Origin of the sequence: Natronorubrum amylolyticum (assembly GCF_052040145.1) — an archaeon.
Classification (GTDB): domain Archaea; phylum Halobacteriota; class Halobacteria; order Halobacteriales; family Natrialbaceae; genus Natronorubrum.
This window is the reverse complement of record NZ_JBPPFW010000001.1, coordinates 1,110,694-1,123,482: the sequence shown is the minus strand read 5'-3', so window position 1 is coordinate 1,123,482 and position 12,789 is coordinate 1,110,694. Positions and strand designations below refer to the sequence as shown.

Here is a 12,789-nt window from a genome sequence, read left to right as displayed (position 1 = left end):
GAGACGATGCATCGCGAGTCGGTATCCGCGCCGGTTCTGAGCGGTCGCTCAGCCGAGGTAGGTCCCCGCAGCCGCGTACAGAAACACGCCGCCTATCGCGAGCCCGCAGATCGCGATGCCGGCCCCGAGCAGTCGCATCAGGTCCGTCATCAGCGCCGGATACTCCGGTTGTGGCTCGAGGTTCGAGACGAGGACGTAACACAGCAGGCCTGCGCCGGCCGCGAACAGTCCGAACGTCGCCGGCGCGAGCCACTCCATGACTCCGGTGGGGGGTCCGGAGTCGTATATCCTGTGGCCGGTTGGGGAAAAACCCATGCGCTCTCGAATGCAACGAACGAGTATGAGCGATCGCTCGGAAGAGGTGACCGAGAGCCGCGACACCGAGGATCTCCTCGCGGAGACCGAGGAACTGCTCTCGGGAACTGGGGGCGGCGTCGACCCCGGCGAGTCACGATCCCCGGAGGAGGGTGAGCCACAGCGGTCGGTCGACGCGGACTCGCGGACGACGTCTACGCCGCTCGATGCTCCCGCTGAACCCGACGCGAAATCGGGTTCGTCGCGGCTCTCGAGCCTGAAGTCGAAGCTCTCGATCCCCACGTCGGGACCCTCGCTCGAGCAGTACTTCTCGCCGCGAGCGTTCTTCGCGTTCGTCCTGCTGGTCGGAACCGGACTGGTCGCCGGGGGAATGACGATTCCGTTCGCGGGCCGCGTCCTCGGCATGTTCGGCGTCGCCTTCGCGGTCGGACTGCTCACGTCGAAACGACGGTACCTCGAGATGGCCGCCGCGGGGACGACGGTCGGCGGCCTCTCTGCGCTGGCCAGCTACACCGTGCTCGCGGTCGCCGGCTCCTACCAGGCCGTCGTCGCCGTCGGCGTGGCCGCCGGGCTGGTGGGCTGTCTCATCGGCTACTACTTCGGTCGTGACCTGCGTAACGGGCTCGTTCGAGATATCGACTGAGCGGCCGACTCGCGGAGTCGAGCCCGTTTAGGCCGTCGTCAGCTCCCATCCCCGCTCGGTCCGGCGAACGACCCCCTCGTCGGCCATCGACTCGAGCAGTTCGGCGACGAGTTCGCGAGGTGCGTCGACGTCCTCGGCGAGTTCGCCGACCGATTTCGGTTCGGAGCGAATGCTCGCCAGCAGGTCGGCGTAGATCCGACTTTCGGGACCGGTGCCGACCGTCTCGGAGATGCCGTCGAGCACATCACAGAGTCGTCCCTGAACCCATCGTTGGGCCAGCGAGAGTTCGTTCTCGAGTTGCTCGAGATCTTCCAGTGCGTGGAGGAGGTCGTCGAGATCGCCGCCTTCGTCCCAGGAGACGTCGAGCGTGAGGTGCCGACAGGTCGTGATGTCGAAGCTGCTGTTGGCGGGATAGGCGCTCTTGCTCGCGAAGCCGTAGGGCGAGACGTTCACCTCGAGACGGACGTGGCGAGCGATATGAAAGTACTTCCGACGCTGGTCGTCGACCCGGCTCTCGATCAGGCCCGCCTCCTCGAGCTTCCGGAGGTGTTCGATGACCGCCTTGGGACTCACGCCGAGGTACTCCGAAATTTCGGTGACATAACAGGGCTTGCGGGCGAGCAGCCGGAGGATCCGTCTCCGGTTTTCGTTCCCCAACAAATCCAGCAACGCGGCGGAGTCCATCACGAGAGGGTTAGGGGTCGTCGCTGAAAAGGGTGTCTGCTCGGTGCGAACGCAGACGTACGGGTCTGGGTCGGTGGCGGTCGGTGAGAACGGTGGAGTATCGCTCGAGTCGGTGTTCGAATCGCCCGTCAGTTGCCGGCGCCAGCGTGGCCCGGCGGGTTAGCGTTTCCCTGCCCCGGACTTCCGGTGTTTGTCTGGTTGCCGGAGTCGCCCTCGTTCGAGGGAGGCTCGTCGCCCTGTTCGGCGTCTTCGCCATCAGTCTGTCCGTCGGACTCGGAGTGGTCCGGCGGACTACCGGTTTCTCGATCGACGTCGGTCCCTCGGTCAGGACTGGCTCCCTGCCCCGGGTTCTCGTCGTCGGCCTGCGCTTCGTCGCCGGCCTGCGCTTCGTCGTCGGTCCGGTCGTCAGAACTGCTCTGTTCTGGCGGGCTAGCGTTTCCTTGCCCCGGATTTCCGTCGTCCGATTGGTCGCCGGGGTCGGCCTGACCGGGCGGGCTAGCGTTTCCCTGCCCTTGACTCCCAGTATCCGACTGGTTGCCGGGACCGGCGTGATCCGGTGGGCTACCGTTTCCCTGATCGAGAGCACCGTTCGACTGATTGCCGGCGCTTGCGTGCGCCGGTGGGCCACCGCCGGGAGTACCGTCAGGGCCGCCGAGTCCGCGTGCGATCTCGGCTACCTCCGGACCTGACAGCGTTGCGGCGTTCTCTCTGAGTTCCCCGAGGCGTTCGTCGAGTCGCTCGTCATCGACGTCGGTTTCGGTGGCCTGCTGTTCGGTCCGATCGATCGCTCGCTCGAGCGATTGGATCTCGACGGTCACCTGCGCCATCCGCGCCTGGTACTCTCCCCGGTGGAGGTCGTCTTTCCGTTCCTCGAGTTCCTCACGTTCGGCCTCGAGGTCGGCGTGTCGGTCCTCGAGGTCGGCCGTTCGCTCGAGCACGATATCGGCCCGGCGATCGTCATCGGCGGCTTCGAACCTCGAATCGTGCATTCCGGACTCGACTGACCGATCGGTGTCGGTTGCCACGGATTGCATGAACGCGGATACGTCCGTGTTCACCTCGTCGCTCGACTCGCCCTCGCTGTCGGAATCGTCGGTAAGCGTCCCCACGACGGCACCACTCGCGATCGGGGCGACCGTGAGTCCGACGATGGCGACCAGTACGAGGAACGCGACCGACCGACTGGTTCTCATTACTATTCCACTTGTCCCGAACATACTAAAAAGAGTGACCTTCGTTCGTACCGTTCAATCGAATTTGTGGATCGTCAGTTCAATTTCGACCGTTCACAACCGTTAGCGCCGTTTTTGGTAGCATCCAACCGATCCTTGAATTCGAGTTTCAGCTCGAACGCTGCGATCGTGAAGGCCGTTCATCTCCGATCGCTGTCCGTGCGAGCAACAGCCGCGGTCCGCACCGTCGGGTCGCGCTCCCAGGCCGTGACTATCGTTCACACGCCCCTCTGATCGTTCGTGAACTGATTGGCCAGTCGAACCAGTTCCTCGCAGTCCGGAATCCGTTGCCGGTGACCGTCTTCGCTGTTAGTCCTTCGACTTAAGCCTGTCCGAAAATAGTTATGTCTCGTCGGAGTGTGGTATAGTATAGCATGTTCGAGCGCTTTTCGCGGAGCTACTATCTCGGACGACTCTACGTGACGCCGACCGACGGGGATCACGCCCTCATGCACAGCGACCAACACGAGCAGATCAACGAAGCGGTGTACGCGACCGGCGACGGCGTCGAACGCCTCGATGCACCGCTCGTGATGAAACTCGAGAGCCAGCACTTTCCGGTCCACGGGAACGAGAACGTGCCGACGAACACGCTCGCCCTCCCGGAGCCGATGCTCGAGGGCTGTGACGTCCGGAATCCGCCGTCGCTCCGGGAGGTGTTGCTCGCCCGACGCGAGCACGCCGAGCGACTGCTCACCTGGTCCGGCGGCTGGCCCGACTCCGGCGACGACGTGCGAAACGCCGGAACCTAGAAGTATTCTCGCTTCGCCCCTTCGAACGAATGCTCGACGAGTTGCTCGGCCGCGCCTCGCTCAAAGACCGTATCGACGAACTCGAGGAGGAAAACGAGCGACTGCAGAGCCGCTACGAGGCCGAATCCGAGCGCCGGGCCGACGCGGCCACGGCCAGACAGGACGCCGAAGAGACAGTCAACCGGCTCGAGGACCGTATCGCCCAACTCGAGGGCGAACTCGAGCAGGTCGACGACGACGGCGACAGCCTCGCGGTCCGTCGTCGCGAACGCCTGCGCGGACGTCGCCTCGCCGACGTGGTCGATCGACTGACCTCCGTTCGGACCGGTCCCGAGGGGGCCCTGACGGCCGTTCTCGGGGCCGACGACACCGTCGACGACCTCCGGGACGAGACGGATCTCAACCTCGAGGACGTGCTGGGCGACCGAACCGGGCTCGTCGACGAGGCGGCCCCGTGCGTGCTCTGCGTCGACGACGCCGGGCTTGTCGCCGTCACGCTCGAGCCGCCGGTCGACCTCACCGACGAGACGCTCGGCGGCGACGAGTCGCACACGACGTGGGCCGACCGCTTCGCCCTCGAGGAGGAGTGGCTCCTGCCGACCGGCCGGTACGCGCTCGCGCTCGTCCGAACCGATCTGTTCGCGCTCGGCGTCTACGAGGGCGACGAGCGCGTCGACTACCGGGGCTTCGAGAGCGACGTGAAGGGCAGCCACTCGAAGGGCGGTTTCTCGCAGGCTCGATTCGAACGCATTCGGGACGACCAGATCGACGACCACCTCGAGCGCTGTACGGCGGCCCTCGCCGACTACGACGTCGAGCGCCTGTTCGTCGTCGGTCAGCGCGGCGTCGTCGACACGCTCGTCGAGGAATCGGGGCTCGATGTCGCGGGAACCGCCGCCGTCGACGCGACCGGCGACCCGAAACCGGCGCTCGAGGACGCTCACCGGTCGTTCTGGACGACCGATCTGCGGGTACTGTAAGCGTCTCGCGTGTTGGCACCTGCCGTTTCAGCCCTGACAGTCGGTGAACTGAACCCAAGCCGTTTCGATCGATGCGACCGTACTGTCGACCGGACGCCATTTCCGACTTCGTCTCCGTCTCGTGCGAACAGTGTGGCGAACAGTTCACGGCCCACCCCGGCTCCAACGCGGCGGATCGCGGGTTCTGTTCCCCCGCGTGTGCGCTCGAGTAATCGGCGATTTCGATCTCGAGGGGGCGACCCTCGAACGCCGGCAGCGGTTGAACTCGCGGACGTCGAAGCCGAGCTGTGGGCAGCACCCGCCCCGTTTGCGCCGACGAGTACTCGAAACGCGGCGGATGTCGTGAATATCTATCGTTAAGTAGGCCCTCGTTCATGATCGGATATGCGAATTGCAATCCTTGCCCACGAAGAGTTTCCCGGGCGTGCCAAGACCGCTCTCGGCGTGTTGCGATACTCCGACGACGAAGTTGTCGCCGTTCTCGACCGGGACAACGCCGGGAAACGGGTCTCCGATTTCGTTCCCGACGTCCAGGACGCCCCGATCCGCGAGGGGATGGCCGATCTCGCGGCCGATGACGTCGACGCGCTGCTAATCGGTATCGCGCCCATCGGCGGCGGCTTCGAGGAAAGCTGGCGAGAGGACGTTCGAACCGCACTCGAGTACGGCTGCGACGTCGTCTCGGGGCTGCACTACTTCCTCGAGGAGGACGAGGAGTTCGCGGCGCTCGCGGCCGAGAACGACTGCGAACTCTGGGACGTACGCAAGCCGCCCGAGGACCTGACGGTCAGTCAGGGTATCGCAGATCAGGTCGACGCCGAGGTTATTCTCACGGTCGGCACCGACTGCTCGGTCGGCAAGATGACCGTCTCGATGGAACTCGCTCGCGACGCTCGCGAGGCCGGCTACGACGCCGAAGTGATCCCGACCGGCCAGACGGGGATCATGATCGAGGGCTGGGGGAACCCGATCGACCGCGTGGTGTCGGACTTCACCGCCGGCGCCGTCGAAGAGATGATTCTCGAGAAAGGCGACGAGCACGACTACCTCTTCGTCGAGGGCCAGGGCAGCATCGTTCATCCCGCGTACTCCGCGGTTACCTGCGGCATCCTCCACGGCGCGATGGCCGACAAACTCGTGCTCTGTCACGACGCCGGTCGGGAGGTAATCCACGGCTACGAATCGTTCGCGCTCCCCGAACTCTCGGCGTACGTCGATCTCTACGAAGACCTCGCCACATCGGTCGCGGACAGCGAGGTCGTCGCCGGCGCCCTGAACACGTCGAACATCGACGACGATGCGGCCGCACGCGAGGCCGTCGACGAGTACGCGAGCGACCTCGGCATGCCTGCGTCGGACGTCATCCGCTTCGGAAGCGACGCCCTGCTCGAGGAGTTGATATAAATGGCGCTCGAGACCGCATTCGAACGACACGCGCTGCCGCTCGAGTACCCGTTCACGATCGCCCGCGGGACGGCGACCGAGGCCGAGGTGGTGACGGTTCGGATCGAGGACGAGAACGGGACGGTCGGCGTCGGCGGTGCCGGCCCGTCCCCCCACTACGGCGAGACCGTCGACACGGTGACGACGGTCCTTCCCGACTTGCTCGCCGTCGTCGAGGACTGTGGCGACGTCCACCAGCTCGAGCGAATCGAACGCCGGATGCGCGAGACCGTCAACCGGAACCCGGCGGCCCGCTGTGCGGTCAGCATTGCGCTGCACGATCTGGCGGCGAAACGGCTCGAGATCCCCCTCTATCGGTACTGGGGGCTCGATCCGGAGCGGACCCTCGAGACCTCCTACACCATCGGGCTCGACGACACGGAAACGATGCGCGCGAAGACGGAGGAAGCCCTCGAGCGCGGTCACGGCGTCCTCAAGGTCAAGCTCGGAACGGAGCGCGATATCGAGATCATCCGAACGATTCGATCCGTCGCACCCGACGTCCGTCTCTACGTCGACGCGAACGAGGCCTGGACGCCCCGCGAGGCGGTTTCGAAGATCGACCGACTCGCCGAGTTCGAGCTCGAGTTCGTCGAACAGCCCGTTCCGGCCGAGAACCCCGAGGGATTACGGTTCGTCTACGAGCGCTCTTCGCTGCCGATCGCCGCCGACGAATCCTGTATCACGCTCGAGGACATTCCCCGAATCGCCGACCGCTGTGATATCGCGAACCTGAAACTGATGAAGTGTGGCGGCCTGCGGGAAGCCAAGCGGATGATCCACACGGCTCGCGCGCACGGTCTGGAGGTTATGTGCGGCTGTATGTCCGAATCCAACGCCTCGATCGCGGCGGCCTGCCACCTCGCGCCGCTGCTCGACTACGCCGACCTCGACGGCTCGCTGTTGCTCGCCGACGATCCCTACGACGGCGTTCCGATGCCCGACGGCCGGATCGAGCTGGCCGGTCTCGAGCGGGCAGGAACCGGTGCCATGTTGCGGTAATCGGCGCCGGACTGGTCCTCGGGCAATCAACGTTCGCTCCGCGAGTAGTTTCACGGAACGAGTGTCAGCCGAATCGTCAACAGGGATTTATGCCGGTTCTCGGTGTGGAAATGCGGGTATGTACGACGATGACGGCAGTCGAAACCTATCCCGTCGGACACTTTTGCGCGCGTCGGCGGGTGTCGGCGCGATCTCGGTATTCGGTGCAGGGCAAGCGAGTGCGAGTACCCCTGGTGGGGCGCAGTCCTGGTTCGACGGTTCTTGTCCCGATGCGACGATCGAGCCGAGTATGGGGCACTGCGAGGGGTCGAGTATGGACGGCTGTGACGACGACCACCCGGAGACGGTCGCGCTGCAGACGGCCGTTCGAGAGTCCCTCGAGGAGCAGTATCCCGACGTCGCCGCGTTAGTCGACGCGGGGTTCAAACCCTATTTTGATACGCTCAACCGGGACGACGACGGCTGGTCCCACTGGATCAACCCCGAGTACGTCGGCGACGACGAGATCCTGAACCCCGAGCGGCCGGAGTCCGTGCTGGTGGACAACGACTCCTGGCGCTCGATCGGCGTGATGTTCATCGCGACTCGAGGCGGCGAGCCCGTCGATCCGCCGCCGGCGGTGTACGACGATGGCGACGCTGACGGGAACGCGGAGCACGATGTGATTGACGGTGAGGCGGCGGCTGACGAAGATCACGATGGGGACGGTGACGGCCACGATGAACACGACGAGGATCACGGCGACCACGATGAGGGTCACGACAACCACGACGGCCACGGTGATCACGACGGGACGCCCGGTCGCTGTTCGCCCTGGCACTACCACGCCGGCCTCCCCGGCCGGTTCGGGTGGTGGTACTACCGGCAGGCCTACGAGCAGGACTTCGCTCAGGATGGGCTTGCAGGGCTCGAGCTACCCTGCCGAACGCCATGTATGATGCACGTCTGGACCGTCGACCACCCCGAGGGCGTCTACGCCCATGGCGCGCCGCCGCCGGAGTACCGCGAGCAAGCGCCGGCGGAGAACGCCGACCTCGAGACCGACGCCGAACCCGGCACCGACGAACTGAGCTGGGAGACACTTCCGGAGGATCTCGTCCCCCAGCACCTCCCGGATGACCTCGCGGCGCTGGTGCCGGGGCTGTAGCGGGTACTCGGAGTCGTACTACGTGGAGAGCAATACGGCTTCTCGGTTCGGAATTGAGTATACCACTGGGTCATCCGATTCGGTACCTACAACTGCGAACTGATCAGTTGACACTCTACCAGTCACAGACACCGTTACGTAATCCAAATAATGAAAACGTATTCAGTAGCCGTTCATCACTGTACAGGCAGCGAGTTCGTGCAGTGAGTGGAGGAGTGCAACGGTCGGTACAGATACCTTCCTAATTACACGAAAAGGTTATGTTTTATAGATGTCAAATGATGATATGGTCGTGTCTTCGAAAATCATAGTATGGGCGGGGCTCTGCTTGCTCGGTCTCGGTGCGTACTTTCCGTGGGTCATCACGAATCCGGCGTATGAGTACATTCATCTAGTCAAGATCGCGGGTATGGGATCAGGAACGGAAACGTATGGACTTGTAACGCTTGTACTTGCAGTCATTGCTGCGCTCGGGATACTGATCGAAATTCGGTGGATTAGCAGCGAAGCGTTTAGAACGGTTGTCGGAACCGTCTCGGTCGTTCTCTCGTCAGGGTTCTTTTTCACTCAGTACGGAGTGACAGGAATGTTTATTGCAGGGACTGGTATGTACTTGACATTAATCGGTGGAATCGTCCTCCTGATGGGGAGTGGCAAGTCATTTCTATACTCTCAGCGGATGAGTTCACCACGAGGGCTTTGTTTCTTTCAATCGGACTGCGGTGAGTCTGCCGATCAATAGACCCACATATTGTTCAGTTATATCGTCCCGCCAGCCAAATCATAAAAATAATTGTTCCAAAACCGATAGCTGTGATACCGATGGCAAATTCGGGACTTGTAAGCGGAAGTTCTCCCAAATAACCAGTTGTCTGGTTTATTACCCAAATAGCAACAAGAAGTGAGATGGCGAGGCCTATGAAGAGGAGTTCATAGTCAAACCACGTCTTTAGACCTTCCAACAACGGCATAGTAACAGATTTGATTGGGAAGGTTATTGTCTTTTAGTCAATCTGCCATCTACAGTTACTGGCGAGAACTCTTTGACCTCTACTGAGCGCGATTTTCACGGCCAGCGTTGCTAACGAAATCGTACTCCCAATCACCGATAGAACGGTACTGCTAGCTGTGAATCGCGGATAACGAGCGAGCGGCGTTAATCGCTCGGTTGCAGGCGGGTCTGGGAATCGTGTGTCGCCGTATACACGTTCCCGCGGACGCGAATCTCGCCGCCCTCGAGCGGCCGATTGCTCCCGTTTGTGTTCCGAGTGGACTGGGTGAGCCGCCAGAGCGGACGGATATTGCAGAGCGCGAATCCGATGACGATGAGCGCGAACCCGGCGACGGTCGCCGCGGTGATCTGCTCGCCGAGGAGAGTCGCCCCGAAAATCGTCGCGACGACGGGTGACGCGTAGTTGATGAGGCTGACGTTCGTCGCGCCGATCCGGCTCAGGAGGGCGAAATAGAGGAGGAACCCGCCCGCGGTGGCGACGATACCGAGGTACGCGAGCGCCGCGACTGCCGACGGCGTCCACGTCACGCTTTGGATCGTCGCCCCCGAACGTGCGTAGGCCGTAGTGTGGAGGAACACCGCGCCGATACCCATCGACCACGCGTGGAGCGACATCGTCGGGAGAACCGGCGTCCAGCGTTCCGTCAGCACGGAGCCGAGCGCGAAGACGACCGCGGACGCCAGGAGCAGTCCGATGCCGAGGAGCTGTCCGTCGAAGGTACCTCCGGCGACGGCGATCGCGATCACGCCGGCGAGCCCGGCGCCCAGACCGACGACGTCGGTGACGACGATCCGTTCCGTTGCGAGGAGGCGAATCGCGATGAGCGGGGTGATGATCGGCGTGAAACTGAGCACGATCGCGGCGACGCTACTCGAGACGTAGCTCTGGCCGACGAAGGAGAACGCGAAGTGCGCGCCGATGACGAGGAGTCCGTTCGAGAGCACGAGCGCCAGATCCCCCTTCGTCCGGGGTCGCCACTCGAGACGGCGGAGGAGAACGACGCCGACGAAGACGGCCGCAGCGATGTCCAACCGGGCCGCAGCGAACAGGAGCGGTGGCAGGGTCTCGAGCCCGATTTCGATCGCCGTGAAGGCCGTCCCCCAGACGAGTGCAAGCGCACCGAACAGCAGTACATCTCTCGAATCACTCATGTCATATCATCGTTGTGTGTGGCTGGTTCGAAGTTGATAGAGGAACTATTAGCGGCCCAAGTAAACGATTTGCGGGAATCGTGATAGCACGAGCCAGCGTAACCGGGGCCGTGTGAGTCATTCATCAGACATCGCTTTCGGAGGCGAGGGAAGACGGCCGTGACGGCGTGTTCGACGGCAGTGATCGGAGTCCGGTTGAAGTTCAATCGAAGTTCGGTTGAAGTCCGACTGATCTTCCCGTCCGAACCGACCAGTGCGATTTCCGCTTTCCCCACCGATTTAGCCACGCCGATCGACCGTCTGCGTATGGGCTACGATACGGCGTCCAAGACCGATCCGGAGTCAGTTGTCCCCGAGGAGTTCGGCGGCATGTGGTTCCTCAAGGAGGAACTCGAGTCCGACCACGTCGGCTTCTCGATCCTCGAACTCGAGCCCGGCGGCAAGGGCAAAGAACACGACGAGACCCACACGGATCAGGAGGAGATCTACTACGTGGTCGAGGGAACAGCCGAGATTGAATTGACCGATCGCGACGAGACGGTGACGCTCGCAGCAGACGAGCTGATTCGCCTCGATTCCGAAGAGTCCCGCCAGATCTTCAATCGTGGTGACGAGCGCGTCAAACTCGTGCTCGTCGGCGCACCGCTTTGATACGGACTGCTGTAAGTCATTCCGGAGAAACCACGAGTGTCCTGCGGTTGCTCCGACAAATCGTTACAACAGACCGTCTGAGACCCTGACGGACTCGACGGAGACGAGTGACGACGATGAACGCGTGGAATCGGTGGATCGAATGCGAGTGTCCTGCTGACGCTGGCGGCTAGGGTTTCCACGTCCTCCCCAACCGATTCGTTCCCTCCTTTCAGTCGGTCACTCATCCCTCGCGCAAAGTCGATCCGGAGTTCGCTCCGAAGAGCGAACTCCGGCCCAGCGCGCGCCACCGCACGTGGTCGGATCGGTTCTGGTCGGTAGCGGTGGTCAGATAACGTCGTCGGGATCGTGAACGTCGGCCATCCGCCGGGCTTCGGCGGCGTACTGCTCTCGCAGGTCGTCGTCGTCGACGGCACCGAGGTTGCCGGGATCGGCGTCGATCGCCGCGGTCGTGTCTCGAACGTCCGTAAACGACGTCAGCGCCCGCTCTTTGCGGAAGTATTGGTCTCCCTCAGTGGTCGCGTAGGTGAGGATGATCAGGTTTTGTTCGTCGTCGGAATACGTTCGTTCGACCAACCAGACGCGGACGGTGTCGGAAGCGGTGCTGGCCATGTCTCACTACTGGTCCCCGAACGAGAAGTAGCTCGGGGGCGGCGTCGATTTCGGCGCTTCTTGGCGTCGTCACTCCGACTCCCAGTCGATCTCCTCGCCGCGACTCGAGTCCCGCAGGATGAACGGTCCGATCGCCAACGTCCGTTTGGCCATCGTCGCGATCCGGAGGATGAAGGCGATCAACAGGAGGAAGGGCGTGACGGCGACGGTCGAGGTGGCGACGACGATCCAGACGATGGCGTCGATTCCCAGTATCGTTCCGGTCACGGCGTCGGCGTCGAAAAACAGCAGCATCGACATCGCGACGACCAGCGCGGGAACGGCGACGTACATCATCGCCCGCGAGAGGTTGATCAGCTCCCACTGGAAGTACAGCGTTTTGAAGTGCTCCCGGGCGAGGCCGAACAGCTTCAGCGATTCGAGCAACTCGTCGTAGGCCTCCTCGGCTTCCTCGTCGAAGGAGTCGACGTGAGAGTTCTTGATCCGGCGGGCGCGGAAGATCTTCCAGGAGTAGTTGTAGTCCAGTGCGGCCTTGACGACGTCGTAGGTGCCGAACTGGGCGTCCTCGAGGTCGTCCCGGATCGAGTCGGCGTGGGTCGTCAGGTTGTCGACGAAGTCGTCGACGCGCTCTCTGAGTTCCTCGTCGCGGCTGTCGGAGACGGCGTCACGAAAGTCGGTCGCGCGCTCCTCGGAGGCGGCGATGATCGCCTGGACGAACGACGCCGGCTCCGGCGGGCTGATCGGCGCGTCGATCGAACTCTCGACGTCCTCGCGGAACTCGAGGGCCCCGTCGAGCCGTCCGCGTTGGTCCTCGACGGCACCGAGCTCCTGTGAGAGAACCAGCGAATTGATCGTGACGACCAGCGTGACGCCGGTGATCAGCGCGGTGACGAGCGCCTGAAAGAGCGTGTGGACGGGCTCTTTCTCGCCCATCAGCGCCCGCAGCGAGATCGGGCTCAGTTCGCTGACGACGAGCAGACCGACGAAGACGAAGGCCATCAGTCCGGCCGTGACCAGCCACCGGTTCGCGTTCAGCAGGAGCTGGTGTTTCCAGGTGGGGTCAGCGCTTCGCTCGGCCATCGTGTCGCTGGGCTGTGAGCCGTCGCCGCTCATCGTCACGGGGGTACCACGATGGGGTGGAAATAGCTACGGAAACACTGCAGT

Annotated in this window: 13 protein-coding genes; 7 read left to right on the top strand and 6 right to left on the bottom strand. The window is 63.1% G+C overall.

Going from position 1 to position 12,789, the window contains the following annotated elements:
* Nucleotides 1-48 precede the first annotated feature (48 nt).
* On the bottom strand, nucleotides 49-258 hold the full coding sequence (locus tag ACSFDB_RS05755; RefSeq protein WP_440770051.1) for a hypothetical protein: 210 nt from the start codon (nucleotides 256-258) through the stop codon (nucleotides 49-51).
* Between the two features lie 82 nt (nucleotides 259-340).
* On the opposite strand from ACSFDB_RS05755, the gene ACSFDB_RS05750 reads away from it, so the two are divergent.
* On the top strand, nucleotides 341-958 hold the full coding sequence (locus ACSFDB_RS05750) for a DUF8526 domain-containing protein (protein ID WP_440770050.1): 618 nt from the start codon (nucleotides 341-343) through the stop codon (nucleotides 956-958).
* A 27-nt stretch (nucleotides 959-985) separates the two neighbouring features.
* Here the strand turns inward: ACSFDB_RS05750 and ACSFDB_RS05745 are convergent, their stop codons facing one another.
* Nucleotides 986-1,642: a metalloregulator ArsR/SmtB family transcription factor gene (locus tag ACSFDB_RS05745; RefSeq protein ID WP_440770049.1), complete on the bottom strand. Its 657-nt coding sequence runs from the start codon at nucleotides 1,640-1,642 to the stop codon at nucleotides 986-988.
* A 128-nt stretch (nucleotides 1,643-1,770) separates the two neighbouring features.
* Entirely contained in the window at nucleotides 1,771-2,835 is a 1,065-nt protein-coding gene (locus ACSFDB_RS05740) for a hypothetical protein (protein ID WP_440770048.1), read from the bottom strand.
* A gap of 413 nt (nucleotides 2,836-3,248) precedes the next feature.
* On the opposite strand from ACSFDB_RS05740, the gene ACSFDB_RS05735 reads away from it, so the two are divergent.
* From ACSFDB_RS05735 to ACSFDB_RS05715, 5 genes are all read left to right on the top strand, one after another.
* Nucleotides 3,249-3,626 (top strand): DUF5802 family protein, encoded by a 378-nt coding sequence (locus tag ACSFDB_RS05735; protein ID WP_440770047.1) that lies wholly within the window; start codon nucleotides 3,249-3,251, stop codon nucleotides 3,624-3,626.
* Nucleotides 3,627-3,655: 29 nt separating this feature from the next.
* Nucleotides 3,656-4,606 carry a Vms1/Ankzf1 family peptidyl-tRNA hydrolase gene (locus ACSFDB_RS05730; RefSeq protein WP_440770046.1) on the top strand — a complete coding sequence of 317 codons (951 nt, stop codon included), beginning with the start codon at nucleotides 3,656-3,658 and terminating at the stop codon, nucleotides 4,604-4,606.
* Nucleotides 4,607-4,990: 384 nt separating this feature from the next.
* Nucleotides 4,991-6,010: an N-acetyltransferase DgcN family protein gene (locus ACSFDB_RS05725; RefSeq protein WP_440770045.1), complete on the top strand. Its 1,020-nt coding sequence runs from the start codon at nucleotides 4,991-4,993 to the stop codon at nucleotides 6,008-6,010.
* Complete coding sequence (locus ACSFDB_RS05720) at nucleotides 6,011-7,051, top strand: dipeptide epimerase (RefSeq protein ID WP_440770044.1); 1,041 nt, start codon at nucleotides 6,011-6,013, stop codon at nucleotides 7,049-7,051. It abuts the gene before it with no gap.
* A gap of 118 nt (nucleotides 7,052-7,169) precedes the next feature.
* Nucleotides 7,170-8,198: a hypothetical protein gene (locus ACSFDB_RS05715; RefSeq protein ID WP_440770043.1), complete on the top strand. Its 1,029-nt coding sequence runs from the start codon at nucleotides 7,170-7,172 to the stop codon at nucleotides 8,196-8,198.
* A gap of 1,156 nt (nucleotides 8,199-9,354) precedes the next feature.
* On the opposite strand, the gene ACSFDB_RS05710 is transcribed toward ACSFDB_RS05715, so the two are convergent.
* Nucleotides 9,355-10,362 (bottom strand): DMT family transporter, encoded by a 1,008-nt coding sequence (locus ACSFDB_RS05710; RefSeq protein WP_440770042.1) that lies wholly within the window; start codon nucleotides 10,360-10,362, stop codon nucleotides 9,355-9,357.
* Between the two features lie 306 nt (nucleotides 10,363-10,668).
* Between ACSFDB_RS05710 and ACSFDB_RS05705 the strand changes: the two genes are divergently transcribed.
* The gene (locus tag ACSFDB_RS05705; protein ID WP_440770041.1) at nucleotides 10,669-11,013 is read left to right on the top strand and encodes a cupin domain-containing protein; all 345 of its coding nucleotides are present in this window, start codon (nucleotides 10,669-10,671) and stop codon (nucleotides 11,011-11,013) included.
* Between the two features lie 327 nt (nucleotides 11,014-11,340).
* On the opposite strand, the gene ACSFDB_RS05700 is transcribed toward ACSFDB_RS05705, so the two are convergent.
* Both ACSFDB_RS05700 and ACSFDB_RS05695 read right to left on the bottom strand, forming a co-directional pair.
* Complete coding sequence (locus ACSFDB_RS05700) at nucleotides 11,341-11,625, bottom strand: DUF7967 family protein (RefSeq protein ID WP_440770040.1); 285 nt, start codon at nucleotides 11,623-11,625, stop codon at nucleotides 11,341-11,343.
* A 69-nt stretch (nucleotides 11,626-11,694) separates the two neighbouring features.
* A complete protein-coding gene (locus ACSFDB_RS05695; protein ID WP_440770039.1) occupies nucleotides 11,695-12,738 on the bottom strand; it encodes a DUF7972 family membrane protein in 1,044 nt (347 codons plus the stop codon).
* Nucleotides 12,739-12,789 lie beyond the last annotated feature (51 nt).

Excerpts from the sequence above, each read along its gene's own strand:
- ACSFDB_RS05755 (WP_440770051.1), bottom strand. The coding sequence starts at position 258 with ATGGAGTGGCTCGCGCCGGCGACGTTCGGACTGTTCGCGGCCGGCGCA.
- ACSFDB_RS05750 (WP_440770050.1), top strand. The coding sequence starts at position 341 with ATGAGCGATCGCTCGGAAGAGGTGACCGAGAGCCGCGACACCGAGGAT.
- ACSFDB_RS05745 (WP_440770049.1), bottom strand. The coding sequence starts at position 1,642 with ATGGACTCCGCCGCGTTGCTGGATTTGTTGGGGAACGAAAACCGGAGA.
- ACSFDB_RS05740 (WP_440770048.1), bottom strand. The coding sequence starts at position 2,835 with ATGAGAACCAGTCGGTCGGTCGCGTTCCTCGTACTGGTCGCCATCGTC.
- ACSFDB_RS05735 (WP_440770047.1), top strand. The coding sequence starts at position 3,249 with ATGTTCGAGCGCTTTTCGCGGAGCTACTATCTCGGACGACTCTACGTG.
- ACSFDB_RS05730 (WP_440770046.1), top strand. The coding sequence starts at position 3,656 with ATGCTCGACGAGTTGCTCGGCCGCGCCTCGCTCAAAGACCGTATCGAC.
- ACSFDB_RS05725 (WP_440770045.1), top strand. The coding sequence starts at position 4,991 with ATGCGAATTGCAATCCTTGCCCACGAAGAGTTTCCCGGGCGTGCCAAG.
- ACSFDB_RS05720 (WP_440770044.1), top strand. The coding sequence starts at position 6,011 with ATGGCGCTCGAGACCGCATTCGAACGACACGCGCTGCCGCTCGAGTAC.
- ACSFDB_RS05715 (WP_440770043.1), top strand. The coding sequence starts at position 7,170 with ATGTACGACGATGACGGCAGTCGAAACCTATCCCGTCGGACACTTTTG.
- ACSFDB_RS05710 (WP_440770042.1), bottom strand. The coding sequence starts at position 10,362 with ATGAGTGATTCGAGAGATGTACTGCTGTTCGGTGCGCTTGCACTCGTC.
- ACSFDB_RS05705 (WP_440770041.1), top strand. The coding sequence starts at position 10,669 with ATGGGCTACGATACGGCGTCCAAGACCGATCCGGAGTCAGTTGTCCCC.
- ACSFDB_RS05700 (WP_440770040.1), bottom strand. The coding sequence starts at position 11,625 with ATGGCCAGCACCGCTTCCGACACCGTCCGCGTCTGGTTGGTCGAACGA.
- ACSFDB_RS05695 (WP_440770039.1), bottom strand. The coding sequence starts at position 12,738 with ATGAGCGGCGACGGCTCACAGCCCAGCGACACGATGGCCGAGCGAAGC.